9 protein-coding genes are annotated in these 16,282 nt (G+C 68.3%); 7 read left to right on the top strand and 2 right to left on the bottom strand.

Annotated elements, in window-relative coordinates:
* Window positions 1–331: 331 nt before the first annotated feature.
* From purB to M0G41_RS14050, 7 genes are all read left to right on the top strand, one after another.
* Window positions 332–1,699, top strand: coding sequence for an adenylosuccinate lyase (gene purB, locus M0G41_RS14080; RefSeq protein ID WP_248210434.1), 1,368 nt, complete (start codon window positions 332–334; stop codon window positions 1,697–1,699).
* A 1-nt stretch (window position 1,700) separates the two neighbouring features.
* Window positions 1,701–2,894, top strand: coding sequence for a cupin domain-containing protein (locus M0G41_RS14075; RefSeq protein WP_425511256.1), 1,194 nt, complete (start codon window positions 1,701–1,703; stop codon window positions 2,892–2,894).
* Window positions 2,894–3,856 (top strand): GNAT family N-acetyltransferase, encoded by a 963-nt coding sequence (locus tag M0G41_RS14070; protein ID WP_248210433.1) that lies wholly within the window; start codon window positions 2,894–2,896, stop codon window positions 3,854–3,856. Before M0G41_RS14075 ends, M0G41_RS14070 begins: the two co-directional genes overlap by 1 nt.
* A 466-nt stretch (window positions 3,857–4,322) precedes the next feature.
* On the top strand, window positions 4,323–7,166 hold the full coding sequence (locus M0G41_RS14065; protein WP_248210431.1) for a 2-oxoglutarate dehydrogenase E1 component: 2,844 nt from the start codon (window positions 4,323–4,325) through the stop codon (window positions 7,164–7,166).
* A 73-nt stretch (window positions 7,167–7,239) separates the two neighbouring features.
* Entirely contained in the window at window positions 7,240–8,469 is a 1,230-nt protein-coding gene (sucB, locus tag M0G41_RS14060) for a dihydrolipoyllysine-residue succinyltransferase (RefSeq protein WP_248210430.1), read from the top strand.
* A 119-nt stretch (window positions 8,470–8,588) separates the two neighbouring features.
* On the top strand, window positions 8,589–10,019 hold the full coding sequence (gene lpdA, locus M0G41_RS14055) for a dihydrolipoyl dehydrogenase (protein WP_248210428.1): 1,431 nt from the start codon (window positions 8,589–8,591) through the stop codon (window positions 10,017–10,019).
* Between the two features lie 209 nt (window positions 10,020–10,228).
* Window positions 10,229–10,822 (top strand): LOG family protein, encoded by a 594-nt coding sequence (locus M0G41_RS14050; protein ID WP_248210425.1) that lies wholly within the window; start codon window positions 10,229–10,231, stop codon window positions 10,820–10,822.
* Between the two features lie 478 nt (window positions 10,823–11,300).
* Here M0G41_RS14050 and M0G41_RS14045 read toward each other — a convergent pair whose 3' ends face one another.
* Both M0G41_RS14045 and M0G41_RS14040 read right to left on the bottom strand, forming a co-directional pair.
* A complete protein-coding gene (locus tag M0G41_RS14045) occupies window positions 11,301–15,056 on the bottom strand; it encodes a M14 family metallopeptidase (RefSeq protein WP_248210424.1) in 3,756 nt (1,251 codons plus the stop codon).
* Window positions 15,053–16,105: a hypothetical protein gene (locus M0G41_RS14040; protein ID WP_248210423.1), complete on the bottom strand. Its 1,053-nt coding sequence runs from the start codon at window positions 16,103–16,105 to the stop codon at window positions 15,053–15,055. Before M0G41_RS14040 ends, M0G41_RS14045 begins: the two co-directional genes overlap by 4 nt.
* Between the last annotated feature and the right edge of the window lie 177 nt (window positions 16,106–16,282).

Below are 16,282 nucleotides of genomic sequence, written 5' to 3'. Positions count from 1 at the left end.
CAACACCACCTCTCCGACATACACTTCCCACTCGCGGGCCGTTCGCATGTTCGCCTCCGTTGGTTGGTCCCAATTAGAGGTTTAACTGCGGACGGCCCGCATAGCATCTACAGTCGGGCTTCGCTGCGCGTTGGCGAAGCCCCATAGGGTGCGTCTTGGACGCACCGATACGGGCGTTCGGACGGTACGCCCGGTGCGGCGAGCCGCACCCTATGAACGTCTTCTCGGCGCCCGAAGGTCGCTTTCGCTGTTCCGACTCCGGCCTTTCCCGGCGCCCGGTCACTCCGGGCGCCGGTACAATGGCGGTTTTTCCGAGCGCCGCGGAGCCGCCATGTCCGACCACAGCCTGACCGCCCTCTCCCCGGCCGACGGCCGCTACGCAGGCAAGGTCCACGCCCTGCGCCCGGTTTTCTCCGAGTACGGGCTGATCCGGGCCCGCATCCGGGTCGAGGTCGAGTGGCTCATCGCCCTCGCTGCCGAGCCGAAGATCAGCGAGCTGCCGGCGTTCTCCGACGCTGCCGTCCAGCACCTGCGTCAGCTTGCCGACGGTTTCTCGGTGGCCGACGCCGAGCGGGTCAAGGAGATCGAGCGCACCACCAACCACGATGTCAAGGCGGTCGAGTACTTCCTCAAGGAGCGCCTCGAGGGCCATGCCGAGATCGGCCCGGCGCGGGAGTTCATCCACTTCGCCTGCACCTCCGAGGACATCAACAACCTCAGCTATTCGCTGATGCTGCGCGAGGGCCGCGACAGCGTCCTGCTGCCGGCGCTGGACCGGGTCATCGACACCCTGCGCGGCATGGCCCACGACCACTCGCGGCTGCCGATGCTCTCGCGCACCCACGGCCAGACCGCCTCGCCGACTACCGTGGGCAAGGAGATCGCCAATGTCGTCGCCCGCTTCAGCCGCCAGCGCAGGCAACTGGCAGCGGTTGAGCTGCAGGGCAAGATCAACGGCGCCGTGGGCAACTTCAACGCCCATGTCGTCGCCTATCCGGAGGTCGACTGGCCGGCGCTGGCCGAGCGCTTCGTCACCTCGCTGGGGCTGCACTACAACCCTTACACCACGCAGATCGAGCCGCATGACTGCATCGCTGAAACCTGCGACGCCCTGCGCCGCATCGGCGTCATCGGCATCGACCTGTGCCGCGACATCTGGGGCTATATCTCGCTGGGCTACTTCAAGCAGGCGGTGAAAGCCGGCGAGGTCGGCTCCTCGACCATGCCGCACAAGGTCAATCCGATCGACTTCGAGAACGCGGAAGGCAACTTCGGGCTTGGCAACGCGCTCTGCGAGCACTTCTCGATGAAGCTGCCGATCAGCCGCTGGCAGCGTGACCTCACCGACTCCACCGTGCTGCGCGCCCTCGGCATGGCCTTTGCCCACCAGCTGATCGCCCTGGAGGCGCTCTCGCGCGGCCTCGGCAAGCTCAACGTCAACCCCGAGCGCCTGGCCGCCGACCTCGACGCCGCATGGGAAGTGCTGGCCGAGCCGGTGCAGACGGTGATGCGCCGCTACGGCCTGCCCAATCCCTACGAGCAGCTCAAGGCGTTGACCCGCGGCCAGGGCATCGAGCCCAAGGCCCTGCGCGACTTCATCGCCGGGCTGTCGATCCCGGTCGAAGCCAAGGAGCGGCTGCTGGACATGAGCCCCGCCGACTACACCGGCCTCGCCGGTCGCTTCGCGGGAACCGTGTGAGGTGAAGGGCGCCCTGCCGATCGAGGTCCGGGCCGGCAAGCACGGCGTGCTAGGCATGCCGGCGTCGCGCTTCCTCGCCGACTACTGGCAGCGCCACCCCCTGCTGGTCCGCGGCGCCTTCGCGCCCTGGGATGACCCATTGACGCCTGAGGACCTCGCCGGCCTCGCCTGCGAGGAGCTGGCCCTCGCCCGGCTGATCCGCCTTGATCGCGAGCGCGATGACTGGCAGGTCGAGCAGGGCCCGTTCGAGGAAGACCGCTTCCCCGGCCTGCCCGACCACGACTGGACCCTGCTGGTGCAGGACGTCGACAAGTGGGACCCCGACGTCGCCGCCCTGCTCGGCCCCTTCGGCTTCCTGCCGCGCTGGCGGCTGGACGACGTGATGGTCAGCTTCGCCGCACGGGGCGGATCGGTCGGCGCGCACACCGACCACTACGATGTGTTCCTGATCCAGGGCCGCGGCCGGCGGCGCTGGCAGATCGACGCGCGTGCCGACGCTGCCCAGGCCATGCGCGAGGGCCAGGCACTCAAGCTGCTGCAGCGCTTCGACCCCAGTCACGACTGGGTGCTGGAGCCCGGCGACATGCTTTACCTGCCGCCCGAGGTACCGCACTTCGGCGAGGCGCTGGATGCCTGCATGACCTTCTCGGTCGGGCTGCGCGCGCCTTCCGATGCCGAGCTGCTCGCCGACCTCGCCGACCAGCTCGCCCAGGACGAGGACGGCAGCCGGCGCTATGCCGACCCGGGCCGCCCGCCGGCGCGCGACCCGGGCCTGGTCGATGACGACGCCATTGCGCGGCTGCGCGAGCGGCTGCGCAACATGGTGGAACTCGATGATGAGGCACTGGCCACCTGGTTCGGCGGCATGATCACCCGCTACCGCTCGCCCGGACTTGCTGCCGCGCCGCCGCGCAAGCTCGGCGAGGCCCAGCTGCTGCAGCGCCTGCAGCGCGGCGACCGACTGCGCCCGCACCCGTTCGCGCGCCTGGCCTGGGTGCGCCACGGCCGCGCGGCGTTGGCCTTTGCCGATGGCGAGTCGCTTCCCTGCGACCGCAGCGGCGCCAGCCGTCTGTGCAGCGGCGAGCCCCTGGCGCTGGCCGACTACGAGGCGCTGAGCCCGGCCGCCCGGACGCTTGCCCGTGAATGGCTCAATGCAGGCAAACTGGTCATCGAGCGAGAACGGGGAGCGGGCTGATGGGCGAGATCGCGGGCGGATTCTTCGTCGAACCGGCGGATCCGGCGCGCGATCGCAGCGCCATCGTCGGTCTCCGCGAACGGGTATTCCGCGCCGAACTGGGCGCCGGCGACGAGGTGCTCTGGGATGCCGACGACCCGCACTGCGGACATGTGCTGGCCCGCGAGGACGGCGGCCAGGCCATCGGCTGCGGCCGGCTGGCTGCGAATGGCGGAATCGGCCGGCTCGCCGTGCAGCGCGACTGGCGCGGCCGCGGCGTCGGCAGCGCCCTGCTGGTCAGCCTGATCGATCTTGCCCGCCAGCGGCGGATGCCGCAGGTGCACCTGCATTCCGAGCCGGAGGCGCGGCCGTTCTACCTGCGACACGGATTCGCCACGACCGGCGAGGTGCTCGAGGAAGCCGGCATCCTTCACCATACCCTGCGCCTCGACCTGAAGGACTCGCCGCCTCTGTACCGCAGCGCCCCACCACGCGGCGCGGAATCCGAGGAGATCGAGCTGGACGGGCTCGCCGCCTGCCGCGACGCCCTCGGTGTCCTCCTCCATGATGCCCGGCGGCAGCTCTACATCCACACCCGCGCGCTTGAGCGCGAGCTGTTCTCCGGCGAGCCCCTGATGCAGGAAGTGCGGCGCATCGCGACCGCGGGTCGCGGCGCCGAGATCCGCATCCTGGTGCAGGATCCGGACACCGCCCTGCACGATGGCGCCCCCCTGCTGGCGCTGGCCCAGCGCCTGTCGAGCAGCCTGCTGCTGCGCCAGCCCATGGAAGAGGTGGAATCGCCCTTCGCCGGCGCCTACGTGCTCAACGACGCCGGTGGCCTGCTGTTCCGGCCGATCGGCAGCCGCTTCGAGGGCTGCTTCCAGCGCCACGCACCCGGGCGCCACCGCCAGCTGATGGAACACTTCCGCCAGGCCTGGGATCGCGCCAGCGCCGCCGGCAGCCTGCGCGCGCAGTCCTTGTAGGGAAGGGGCTGGGAGCGGGACGCAGGACGCGGAATCGTGTAATGAAGTGGATCCCCGCTTTCGCGTAGGTGACGAAGCGGTGCCGGACGCGGCGGCACGCCCCTTCGTCTCCCGCCTCAACCTGCCGGCGATCAGGTCCTATCCGCCCCGCCTCACCCGCATGCGAAGCTCCGGGGCGCCGCAGAACAGCCGTGCGCCCTGAGGTATCGAAGGGCGAACCGACAGCCTGCCCCGGCGCATCCATCCAGTGCCCACCCCTCCCGCCCCCATCGACCAGGCCACCACAGGGCCCGTCCGGCAGGACGCCACCCAGATCGAGTTCGAATAGGAACCAAACCTGAAGCCACGGGTGGTGCCGTGGAACCGTTCATCCCCGCTATAATCGCGGGCCCCGACGCCAGCCGCTGGCGACACCCTTCCTCCCACAGGACCCGGTACTGCCCCAGACCACCGGGCAAGGCGAATCGTGAACAGCCTGATCAAGCAGTTTCTGCAGACTTCGCACATCTCCGGCGGCAATGCCGCCTTCGTCGAACTGCTCTACGAACGCTACCTGGTCGACCCGACCAGCGTGGATCCGGCCTGGAAAGCCTATTTCGACGAACTGGGCGGCCGCGAGGGGGGCGACGTGCCCCACGGTCCGATCATGGAGCAGGTCGCCCGGGCCGGCCGCCAGCGTCGCGGCATCGCCGTCGCCGGCGCCGTAGACAACGAGGCCGCCCGCAAGCAGGGCGCGGTGCTCAAGCTGGTCACCGCCTACCGCTCGCGCGGCCATCTGCAGGCCGACACCGACCCGCTGGGCATGGCCACCAAGCTGAGCGCGCCGGATCTCGGCCTGGACTTCCACGGCCTGACCGAGGCCGATCTCGACACCGAGTACAGCACCAACACCTTCGGCGGTCCCGAGCGGATGCGCCTGCGCGACCTGCTCGGCCATCTGAAGGCCACCTACTGCGGCCCGATCGGCGCCGAGTTCATGCACATCTCGGTGGCCGAGGAGCGCCGCTGGGTCTACGAGCGCCTCGAGCGCGCCGGCGGAAGCTACGGCCTCGACAAGGCCGCCAAGCGCCGCGTGCTTGAGAAGCTGACCGCAGCCGAGGGGCTTGAGCGCTACCTGCATACCCGGTACGTCGGCCAGAAGCGCTTCTCGCTGGAAGGCGGCGAGAGCCTGATTCCGCTGATGGACGAACTGATCCGTCGCGCCGGCAGTGGCGGCGCCCGGGAGCTGGTCATCGGCATGGCCCACCGCGGCCGCATCAACGTGCTGATCAACACCCTCGGCAAGTCGGCGCAGATGCTCTTCGACGAATTCGAGGGCAAGGGCAAGCACGACGCCCCGCTCGACCCGGCCCACTCCGGTGACGTGAAGTACCACATGGGCTTCTCCTCCGATGTCGCCACCCCCGGTGGCCCGGTGCATCTGGCCCTTGGCTTCAATCCCTCGCACCTCGAGATCGTCGACCCGGTGATCACCGGCAGCGTGAAGGCGCGCCAGACCCGCCGCGTCGATACCGATCGCAAGCTGGTCATTCCGGTGCTGATCCACGGCGATGCGGCGTTCGCCGGCCAGGGCGTGGTGATGGAGCTGTTCCAGATGTCGCAGGCCCGCGGCTTCGCGGTCGGCGGCACCGTGCATGTGGTGATCAACAACCAGGTCGGCTTCACCACCTCGCGCCCCGACGACGCCCGCTCCACCCTGTACTGCACCGACCCGGCCAAGATGGTCGGCGCCCCGGTGCTGCACGTGAACGGGGACGACCCCGAGGCGGTCCTGTTCTGCGCCCAGCTGGCGCTGGACTTCCGCCAGACCTTCAAGAAGGACGTGGTCATCGACCTCGTCTGCTACCGCAAGCACGGCCACAACGAGGCCGACGAGCCGGCCGCGACCCAACCGCTGATGTACCAGAACATCCGCCAGCGCAAGTCGACCCGCGAGAAGTACGCCGAGCGGCTGGCCAGCGGCGGCATCGTCAGCGCCGATGACAGCAAGCGCATGGTCGACGACTACCGCGAGCGGATGGACCGCGGCGAGGGCGTGGTCGAGCTGGTTTCCGGAGTCATCGACGAGTTTGCCGTCGACTGGACGCCCTACCTGCACGGCTCGCTCGAGGCCGAGATCGACACCCGCGTACAGAAGGAGTCGCTGGTCCGCCTGGCGCAGAAGATCAACACCCTGCCCGAGGGGACCACCCCGCATTCCCGCGTCGGCAAGGTCTACGAGGACCGCCTGAAGATGGCCGCCGGCGAGATCCCGATGGACTGGGGATTCGCCGAGACCCTCGCCTACGCCACCCTGCTGCGCGAGAATTACAAGCTGCGCCTGGTCGGCCAGGATGCCGGCCGCGGCACCTTCTTCCATCGCCACGCCGTGGTCCACGACCAGAAGACCGGCGAGGCGCTGATGCCGCTGCGTGAGCTGGTCAGCAACCCGACCCACGCCACGATCATCGACTCGCTGCTCAGCGAGGAGGCGGTCATGGCTTTCGAGTATGGCTACGCCACCGCCGACCCGACCACGCTGAACATCTGGGAAGGCCAGTTCGGCGACTTCGCCAACGGGGCCCAGGTGGTCATCGACCAGTTCATCACGTCGGGCGAGGCCAAGTGGGGCCGGCTCTGCGGGCTGGTGCTGTTCCTGCCGCACGGCTACGAAGGCCAGGGGCCGGAGCACAGCTCGGCGCGCCTCGAACGCTTCCTGCAGCTGTGCGCGCTGAACAACGTCCAGGTCTGCACCCCGACCACGCCGGCGCAGATGTTCCACATGCTGCGCAGGCAGATGAAGTTCGCGACGCGCAAGCCGCTGATCGTGATGACTCCGAAGTCGATGCTGCGCCACAAGCTGTCGGTGTCGAGCATGGACGACCTGGCCGAGGGCCGCTTCCAGCGGATCATCCCCGACTCGCGTCTTAGCGAGGCCAAGAAGGCCAAGCGCGTCGTGCTCTGCGCCGGCAAGGTCTACTACGACCTGCTGGAAGAGGCCGACAAGCGCGAACTCAAGGATGTGGCCATCGTCCGCGTCGAGCAGCTTTTCCCCTTCCCGCGCGAGGAACTGGTCGAGGAACTCAAGCGACTCGGCAGCGCCAAGGAAGTGGTCTGGTGCCAGGAAGAGCCGCGGAACCAGGGCGCCTGGTACCAGATCCAGCACCATCTGCGCTTCTGCCTGCAGGGCAAGCAGAAGCTGTCCTATGCCGGGCGCGTCCGTTCGCCGGCGCCGGCCTGCGGACACTTCGCAACCCACGTCAAGGAACAGGCCGCCCTCGTCGACGCTGCACTGGCCCAACCGCAGGAAGGCGACATTCCCGCCGAGTGAGCCGGCGGCCCACCCCACACGTTTCGTCCGGCCGGCTTGGCCGCACTCCCCCTCCCGTTGAGGAAAGCGATCCATGAGCATCGAAGTCAAAGTCCCAGTGCTGCCCGAGTCGGTGTCCGACGCCGTCATTGCCGCCTGGCACAAGAAGGTCGGCGACGCGGTCAAGCGCGACGAAAACCTGCTCGACCTGGAGACGGACAAGGTGGTGCTCGAAGTGCCGGCCCCGGTTGACGGCGTGATCGAGGAAATCCTCTTCGAAAGCGGCGACACCGTGACCAGCCAGCAGGTGGTGGCGAAGATCAAGGAAGGCGCGGCGGCTTCCAAGTCGGAGTCGAAGTCGGAGTCCAAAGACGACGACAAGAAATCCGATGCGAAGAAGGACGACGGCAAGTCGTCCGAGTCGAAGAAAGAGGCCGCCAAGCCGGCCAGCAAGGCCGACACCTCCGAGCTCTCTCCTGCCGGCCGCCGCGTTGCCGAGCAGCACGACATCGACCCGTCCAAGGTCGAGGGCACCGGCCGCGGTGGCCGGGTCACCAAGGAAGACCTGGTCAACAGCATGAAGAGCCCGGCCCAGGCCGAGGCCCCGTCGAGCGCCGGCGGCGCGCGCCCGGAGCAGCGCGTGGCGATGACCCGCATGCGCGCCCGCATCGCCGAGCGCATGATGCAGTCGAAGAACTCGATCGCCATGCTGACCTCGTTCAACGAGGTCAACCTCGGCCCGGTCATGAAGATGCGCAAGGCCCTGCAGGAACAGTTCGAGAAGACCCATGGCGTGCGCCTGGGCTTCATGAGCTTCTTCGCCAAGGCCGCGGCCAACGCGCTGCAGCGCCACCCGATCGTCAATGCCAGCGCCGACGGCAACGACATCATCTACCACGGCTATGCCGACATCTCGATCGCCGTCTCCACCGAGAAGGGCCTGGTGACCCCGGTGCTGCGCAACGTCGAGCAGATGAGCTTTGCCGAGGTCGAGAAGTCGATCGCCGACTACGCCGAAGCCGCGCGCAAGGGTGGGCTGAAGCTGGAAGACCTGCAGGGCGGCACCTTCACCATCACCAATGGCGGCACCTTCGGCTCGCTGATGTCGACCCCGATCGTCAACCCGCCGCAGTCGGCCATCCTCGGCATGCATGCCATCAAGGAGCGCCCGATCGTCGAGAACGGCCAGGTCGTTGCAGCGCCGATGATGTACATCGCCCTGTCCTATGACCATCGCATCATCGACGGCAAGGACGCGGTGCTGTTCCTGGTCGATATCAAGAACCAGCTGGAGAATCCGGCCAAGATGCTGCTTGGGCTCTAGCGAGCCCGGTGATTCGTGATTCGTGATTGGTGATTCGCAAGAGCGCACACCGGTCAGGCTCGCGAACACGCCTTTGACGAATCACGAATCACCAATCACGAATCACGGACACGATTGAAATGAGCGAGCAAAACTACGACCTGATCGTCATTGGCGCCGGCCCCGGCGGCTACGTGGCGGCCATCCGCGCGGCACAGCTGGGCATGAAGGTGGCCTGCATCGACGCCACCCGCGGCAAGGCCGACGGCAAGATGGCCCTTGGCGGCACCTGCCTCAACGTCGGCTGCATCCCGTCCAAGGCCCTGCTCGACTCCTCAAGGCAGTTCCACAACCTGACCCACATGTTCGGCGACCACGGGATCAGCGCGAAGGACGCGAAGATCGACGTCGGCACGATGATCGGCCGCAAGGACAAGATCGTTAAGCAGTTCAACGGTGGCGTGGCCCAGCTGTTCAAGGCCAACAAGGTCACCGCGATCCATGGCCACGCGACCCTGCACAAGGACCGCAAGGTCACGGTGAAGGACTTCGACGGCAAGGAATCGAGCTATACCGCCACCAACATCATCCTGGCCTCGGGCTCGGTGCCGATCGAGCTGCCGTTCGCCAGATTCGACGGCAAGCACGTGGTCGACAACGAAGGCGCGCTGGACTTCGACGAAGTGCCCAAGCGCTTCGGCGTGATCGGCGCCGGCGTCATCGGCCTCGAACTGGGTTCGGTGTGGAAGCGCCTCGGCAGCGAGGTGACCATCCTCGAAGCCCTGCCCGACTTCCTCGCCGCCGCCGATGCCGACATCGCCAAGGCCGCCCAGCGCGAGTTCAAGAAGCAGGGCCTGAACATCCACCTCGGCGCCAAGGTCACCAAGGTCGAGGTCAAGAAGAAGGAAGTGCACGTCACCTACGAGGACGGCAAGGGCGAGCAGAGCGTCGTGGTCGACAAGCTGCTGGTCTCGGTCGGCCGCCGTGCCTTTACCAAGGACCTGCTGGCCGACGACTGCGGCGTGAAGCTGACCGACCGCGGCATGATCGAGGTCGACGACCACTGCCATACCGGCGTCGACGGCGTCTGGGCGATCGGCGACTGCGTGCGCGGTCCGATGCTTGCCCACAAGGCCAGCGAGGAAGGCATCGCCGTGGCCGAGATGATCGCCGGCCTGCCCGGCCACATCGACTTCAACACCGTGCCGTGGGTCATCTACACCGAGCCCGAGGTGGCCTGGGTCGGCCGCACCGAGAAGCAGTGCAAGGACGAGGGCATCCCCTACAAGACCGGCAGCTTCCCCTTCGCCGCCATCGGTCGCGCCGTGGCGATGAACGAGACCGCAGGCATGGTCAAGGTGATCGCCCACGCCGAAACCGACCGCATCCTCGGCATGCACCTGTGCGGCGCCAACGTCTCCGAGCTGGTCCACGAGGGCGTCGTCGCCATGGAGTTCAAGGGCTCCGCCGAAGACCTCGCGCGCATCTGCCACGCCCATCCGACGCTGTCGGAGGCCGTCCACGAGGCGGCGCTGGCCGTCGACAAGCGGGCGATTCACAAGGCCAACTGACGTTGGCCCGTGATTGGTGATTCGTGATTCGTGATTCGTGATTCGTGATTCGTGATTCGCAAGAGCCGGGCGTCTGTCGGCATCCCTCGCGATCGACGCAGAACGAAAGCGAAACGCCTCCCGCGAACAGCCCCTTGGGTGGTCAAGAGAGCCCGCTTCAAACGAATCACCAATCACGAATCACGAATCACGAATCACGGCTCTCAAGCATGAAATCCCTCTGCGTCTACTGCGGCTCCAACGCCGGCAATGATCCGAAGTTCGCCGAGGCGGCGGTGGAGCTGGGGGGGCGTATCGCGGCCGAAGGCATGGGCCTGGTGTACGGCGGCGGCAATGTCGGCCTGATGGGCATCGTCGCCGACGCCGTGCTGGCGGGTGGTGGCGAGGTCACCGGGGTGATTCCCGAGCATCTGATGAAGTGGGAGGTCGCGCACAAGGGCCTGACCCGCCTCGAGGTGGTCGGCTCGATGCACGAGCGCAAGCGGCGCATGTTCGATCTCTCCGACGGCTTCGTCGCCCTGCCCGGCGGTTTCGGCACGCTGGATGAGATGTTCGAGATGCTCACCTGGCGCCAGCTCGGCCTCGGTGACCGCCCCTGCGCCTTCTTCGATGTCGATGGCTTCTACGACCCATTGATCGCCATGCTTGATCGCATGGTCGACACCCGCTTCCTCCACCCCGACCAGCGCCAGGATCTCTGGCACGGCCAGGACATGGACGCCCTGTTCGACTGGCTGCGCACCTACCGCCCGGCCCAGGCCGACAAGTGGATGGACGAGAAGCGCCGCGGCGACCTGCGCTGAGTCCCCCTGCCGAAGGATCTCTTCGGGCGCATAGCAGACATTCATAGGGTGCGGCTGGCCGCACCGGGCGTACCGTCCGAACGCCCGTGTCGGTGCGTCCAAGACGCACCCTATGGGGCTTCGCTGACGCCCAACGAGGTTCGACTGTGGGAGTGCCCTTGGGCGCGACCGCGGAGTTCCGCTCTGGCCGCGGTCTGTAGTGAATCCGTAGCGCTCCGGTCGCGCCCAAGGGCCCTCCAACAATTCGACTGCAGCAAGGCCTGCTTTGCGGCGCAAACTGGACCCTGCGGCACGGTTGCATGTATGAGCCAGCTTGCTGGCGATCGTCCCGTCCGGGGCAACTATCGCCAGCAAGCTGGCTCCTACATTCGGGTTTTGCGGTACGTCTGCTTCGCGCCCATTATTCGCCTTGCTGCGACGTCGCGGGAAACGCCCGCTTGGACGCGTTGCGCCATGGCGATTCCCGGTCAGGCGCCTACTATTTGCCGATGGATGCGACGGCCTCGCGATTGTCGACGGGGTCGGTGAGCGGAACGAAGTCGCTGCGCGGACGCGTCCAGCGTCCCCCGTTGCCGCCGGGATAGGTAAGGTCGGACTCGATCACCAGCTGCCCAGGCGTGCGGAAATGCAGCAGCGCGCTGCCGGCAGGCTGCGAGGTCACCGGGTTGGCGACGGCGTCGCAGTCGGGGCAGAAGCCGGTGAAGCTCGACAGCGGCATGCGCAGGGCATCGTCGGCCGGGCCCTGGCCCAGCGCCCAGCGCAGCACGCCACCTGCGTCGTAGTAGTACAGCGCCATCGCGGTCACCTCGCCGCGCCGGGCAATCGATGCGCCGTTTCCGGGCTCGCCGGGCGGGAACCAGGATCCGGTTACTTCGACCCTGGCCTCGCTGCCGCCGAAGTCCAGCGCCCGGATCGGCTCGCTGCTGCCCATGCTGCCGTCGAACTGCCAGAGCAGGGTGGCGGCCGTATCTGACTGGAATTCGATCGACACCTCGCCGACCCGGGTGTTGGTGATCGTGCCGTCCTGGGTGTTGCGGGTTGCGGTGAGCAGCTCGGCCTGCCAGCGCCGCCCGGTCAGCGGGCCGGCGGCAAGGTAGGCGATCGGCTCGCCGTTCTGCTGGTAGGTGTACCAGAGCAGGGTCAGCACGTTGCCGCTGGTCTGGATGTCCAGACCATGGCCGTCGCGCTCGGGCTGCCAGAAGCCGCGCCAGGGATTCACACCCTGCTCCACCGGACCGACATCGCAGCGCGCCGTGGCGCCCTCGGTGAGGGTCTGCGGACGCGGCGCACCGCGCTGATCGACCGCGCCGCAGCCTTCCGAACTGTCGAGCAGCACGCCGGACGGCATCCGCCAGGCCAAATCCGGGCCGCTGCGCGCGGCCACCTCGACCGGCACGCTGCGGTCGGTCGGAGTGGGATCGAAGCAGCGCGTCAGGCGGCGGTTGAAGACATTGAAGCCGACGCTGCGCACGCCATCGCAGTCCGCCAGCGGCTGGGTCACCGGACCGCCCGCGTCGTAGAGCACGCTACCGCCGATCGACGCCCGTCCGCGGATGAACCAGAACGTCAGCGGATCGTAGGCCACCTCGCGCAGGCTGGACTCGACGTCGCGGCCGGTCATCAGCAGCGCGGCAAAGCCGTCCTGGGGCAGGGGCGCCATGCGCTCAATGTCGAGATAGCTGCTCGACTCGATGTCCGCCGAGGCCACTTCCAGGGCGCCGAAGTCACCGGCGCGGCCGAGACTTGAGATCGCCGAATCGATCAGCGCCGACTGGCGCATTTCGAGCCGCCCCACGCCGCGCGCGGCCGGTCCCTCGGCATCGCGCATCACCACCCGGTGCAGGGTGAGGTCCTGGCCCTCGGCATCGACCAGCAGGGTGCGCACCGCGTCCGGTCGCTCGCCAGTCAGGCTCAGGTCACGCAGTTCCACCTTGCCGCTGCCCTGCAGCCGGGCAAGGCTGCAGGCGCTGCCACCGGGGACGAGCCGGGCGCGGTTGCCGTGGACCACCAGCGGCGCCTGCATGTCGAACTGCTGGCAGACGGTGAGCAGGTTGGTCGGGCCGACATAGTCCTTCCCACCATCGAGCACCAGCTCGCGCAGAGCAGCCGTGCCCTCGGCGACGCGCTGCAGGCCACGGCGGGCGTCCTCATACTCGCGCACCACCACCTGGCCCGGACGGTCATTATCCAGCACCTGCACCTCACCGGAGAACAGCAGGGCATCGGTCGAACCCTCCGGCTCGACCTGCCAGGACAGGCTGCGATCGCCCTCGGCCAACACATCATCTTCCACCGGCAGGGCGAGCAGGCGCTCGCCGGATTCGCCGCTGGCCCAGCTCACGCTGGCCTCGGCGAAGCCGCCTACCCGTCCCTTCACCTGCAGGGCACCGCCCGCATCGCTGGCCGGGCGCAGCAGGCGCAGGCGGAGGCGGTCGCCCTCTCCCACCACGCTTGCCGGCTCGACGGCCAGGCTCAAGGCCGCAGGATTGCCCGACTCGCTGACGGTCAGGGACGCGGTCATGCGATCGACGCCGCCGATATCGCCGTCCACGCCGGCGGCATCCTCCCACTCGCTCCAGGCCCCGTCCTGCCAGTCGGCCGGGGTTGAGGGATCGGCATCGAGGCCGAGCCCCGCCATGTCGGTCGTGGCCACCTCGAAACGCTGCATGCCGCCGGCCGGCGCACTCATGCTGAAGCGGAAGGTGTCGTCCCGGTAACGCTCGAAACCGGCGTCGCCCAGCCAGGTGCCACTGCTGGTGTCGACGCCCTCGGTGCCTTGCTGGGTAATGCGGCTGACGATCGGCGCGGCGACGGTGCTGAGCCCTGGCAGCGAGGCCACCTGCCCATCGGCGTTGCGATAGCGCATCGGCTTGCTGAACACCAGTTCGACGCGCAGGGCTTGCCCTGCCACGACGCTGCCCGGATGGCTGCTTTGCAGCGTGCGGCGACCGCTGGCCGGGTCTCGCACCCAGCGCTGCTCCTGCAGCAGCGCACCGCTGCCGGCGTCGAAGACCCGCAGCGCCTTGAGGTGCGGCGGACCGGACATGAAGTAGAAGCCGACCAGGAAGCTTTCGGCCCAGGCCTCGCGGACCCGGCGAACCTGCGAGTCGGGCAGGACGAAGCCGCTGTGGCTGGCACCGGTGCCGCCGTACTCGGCACCACTGCCCTGCGGTTCCAGCTCAAGGGTCATCGACGGCACCAGCCACTCGTAGGCGAAGTACTCGGCGGCGACTCCGATACCGGAGTTCGGCGGATCGGGAATATCGCGGTAGAACGCGTTGTTCGGCTGACCGCTGGCGGTCGGCACGCTGGCGTGATGGCTGCTCAGCAGGGCGAACAGGCGTGACTGGATCTGGTTCAGGCGTGTACGCCCGGTATTCGAGGAGAAGAACACCCTGCTGAAGCTGTGCACGTCGACGCCGAAGCGGATCCGGCTGGGTGGGGCCAGCTGCGAGGCATTGACCAGGGCCTGACTCTCCGGCTCGGAGTGCGGGCCGGCGCCGCGGAACGTCAGCTCGTTGGGGTTGGTCAGCTGGCCGCCGTTGGTGACCGTGCCCCAGAACGGCGGGTGGTTGCGGTTGAGGTCGGTGCCGCGCAGATGGTCGCCGAAGGTGGAGAGGATCTCGTCGACGCCGACCATGTTCTTGCGCCGCATGCGGCCATCGCGTGGCCACTCATTCGGCGCCCGCGGGTCCTGGCCGATGATCACCTGGTTCGGAAAGCGCTGGGTCTGCAGGAAGCCGTCGATGTTGTGCACGGGAATGATCACCAGCCGCGCGTTGTCGAGCAGGTAGCGCACCAGCCCGCCGTCATTCGCGCCCTCCACCATGCGTTCCACCAGATACGTGGAGACCTCGGGCGTGCCCCATTCGCGGGCGTGGGTCGAGGCATTGATGAAGAAGGCCGCTTCGCTGCGTCCTTCCACGTCGACCCCGTCCGCATCGGACACAACATAGGCCCGCACCACCCGCCCATTGGCGGTCTGGCCGACATCGTGGCCGGTCAGATCGGCGGAGTCCTCGGCCAGGAAGCGCAGCCGGGCATCCAGGCTGGCGTAGTCGCGGAAGCCATCGACCGGGGTCAGCGAGGCCACCGGCGTCGGCACCGGGTAGCCCAGCGGAATCCGCTCGGCCCCGGTCTCGGTATTGGTATAGGTGTGGATGACCTGGGCCCCGGCGCTGCCCACGAAGGCCAGTGCCATGCCCGCAAGCAGGGCGCGATCGAGGCGGATCATGGCTGCACCTCCGCCGGCAGGGCCCAGCGGGCGCGCTTGGCGCCGTCATCGATCAGGATCAGCACCCGGCGCCAGCCGCCGCGCTCGGCCGACTTGGACAGTCCGGCATGCAGGGCGTCCAGCGTATCGAGATGTTCAGGATCATCGGCAAGACGGGCGAGCGCCGCGGCGGTCGAGTCGCGACGCGCCGGGTCGGCCAGGCGGTCCCGCAGGGCCTCGATGCGGCCCGCTTCCAGCAGGCGCGGAACCAGGACCAGGGTCGCGGCCGAGCCCAGTGCCGGGTCGGCCTCGCGCGCGGCCAGCACGCGCTCGGCCGCATCCGCGGGCAACTCAGCGGCCAGCTGGATGGCCCGCTGCCGCGAGGCGGCCCCGCCATGATCCAGGGCATGCTCAAGGTATTCGGGATCGGGATGGCGCTGCGCCGCGAACAGCCAGATGGGGGCCGGCAGTGCCTCGCCCGGGGTGTCTGCCAGCGTTTCCCGCACGCCAGCAAAGGCTTTCGGTGAGAGCCGCAGCAGGGCCTCGCCGGCAAGCCCGACCCGCGCCTCGTCGAGCGTCGCCGCCTCGGCAAGAGCCGCATTCGGATCCGTGCGCCAGCGCGCCACCCAATCGTCGCGGATCGCCGCTTCGGCCCAGAGCCGATCGAGGTCGCGGGCGCGCTGGGCGATATCGAACATCGGCAGGTAGGCCTTGGCGCGGGTTTCCTCGTGCTGGCGGAACACCTGAACCGGCTGGGACGCAGCCCAGTCGACCAGCAGATCGATCGCGGGCGGCGGCGCCCCGTGCTGCAGGCGGGTCAGCAGATCGGCCACCGCCGATTCACGGACCAGCGGGTCAGCCTCGGCCTGCAGCAGCTCAAGCGCCTGCGCGGCGCGACCGGCGATCGCCGCGCGATAGACGCGCTCGCCGAGGTCGGCGGCGACCTTGTGCACCTGGGCGCCCCGGGCCTCCGACCAGAGCACCGCGTCCTCGGGCAGCTCGGTGCTCACCGCACCCGCCGCCCCGACGCCCGCGGCCCAGACCATGACTGCCATCAGCTTGCGCAACACACCGCGTCTCCCACCGCATTCGAATCCCGCGAGCCTGCAGCGGTTGGCCGGAGTGTGTCCAGTGTCTCGCTGAACGATTCACCGAATCGCACAGTCCGCACAGCGCGGCAGCAGGAAATCGCCCCACCCCCATCAGGATTGCTGCGCTGCAGCGGACGACGTGTGAAGCACGTCGAG

This window comes from Pseudomarimonas salicorniae (assembly GCF_023156535.1).
Lineage (GTDB): Bacteria > Pseudomonadota > Gammaproteobacteria > Xanthomonadales > Xanthomonadaceae > Pseudomarimonas > Pseudomarimonas salicorniae.
Note: the sequence above shows the minus strand (reverse complement) of the source record. Positions and strands in the feature narration are given on the sequence as shown.

What these genes read in the sequence shown, in the direction of transcription:
- lpdA (WP_248210428.1), top strand. Translation starts at nt 8,589, where the DNA reads ATGAGCGAGCAAAACTACGACCTGATCGTCATTGGCGCCGGCCCCGGC.
- sucB (WP_248210430.1), top strand. Translation starts at nt 7,240, where the DNA reads ATGAGCATCGAAGTCAAAGTCCCAGTGCTGCCCGAGTCGGTGTCCGAC.
- M0G41_RS14045 (WP_248210424.1), bottom strand. Translation starts at nt 15,056, where the DNA reads ATGATCCGCCTCGATCGCGCCCTGCTTGCGGGCATGGCACTGGCCTTC.
- M0G41_RS14050 (WP_248210425.1), top strand. Translation starts at nt 10,229, where the DNA reads ATGAAATCCCTCTGCGTCTACTGCGGCTCCAACGCCGGCAATGATCCG.
- M0G41_RS14070 (WP_248210433.1), top strand. Translation starts at nt 2,894, where the DNA reads ATGGGCGAGATCGCGGGCGGATTCTTCGTCGAACCGGCGGATCCGGCG.
- purB (WP_248210434.1), top strand. Translation starts at nt 332, where the DNA reads ATGTCCGACCACAGCCTGACCGCCCTCTCCCCGGCCGACGGCCGCTAC.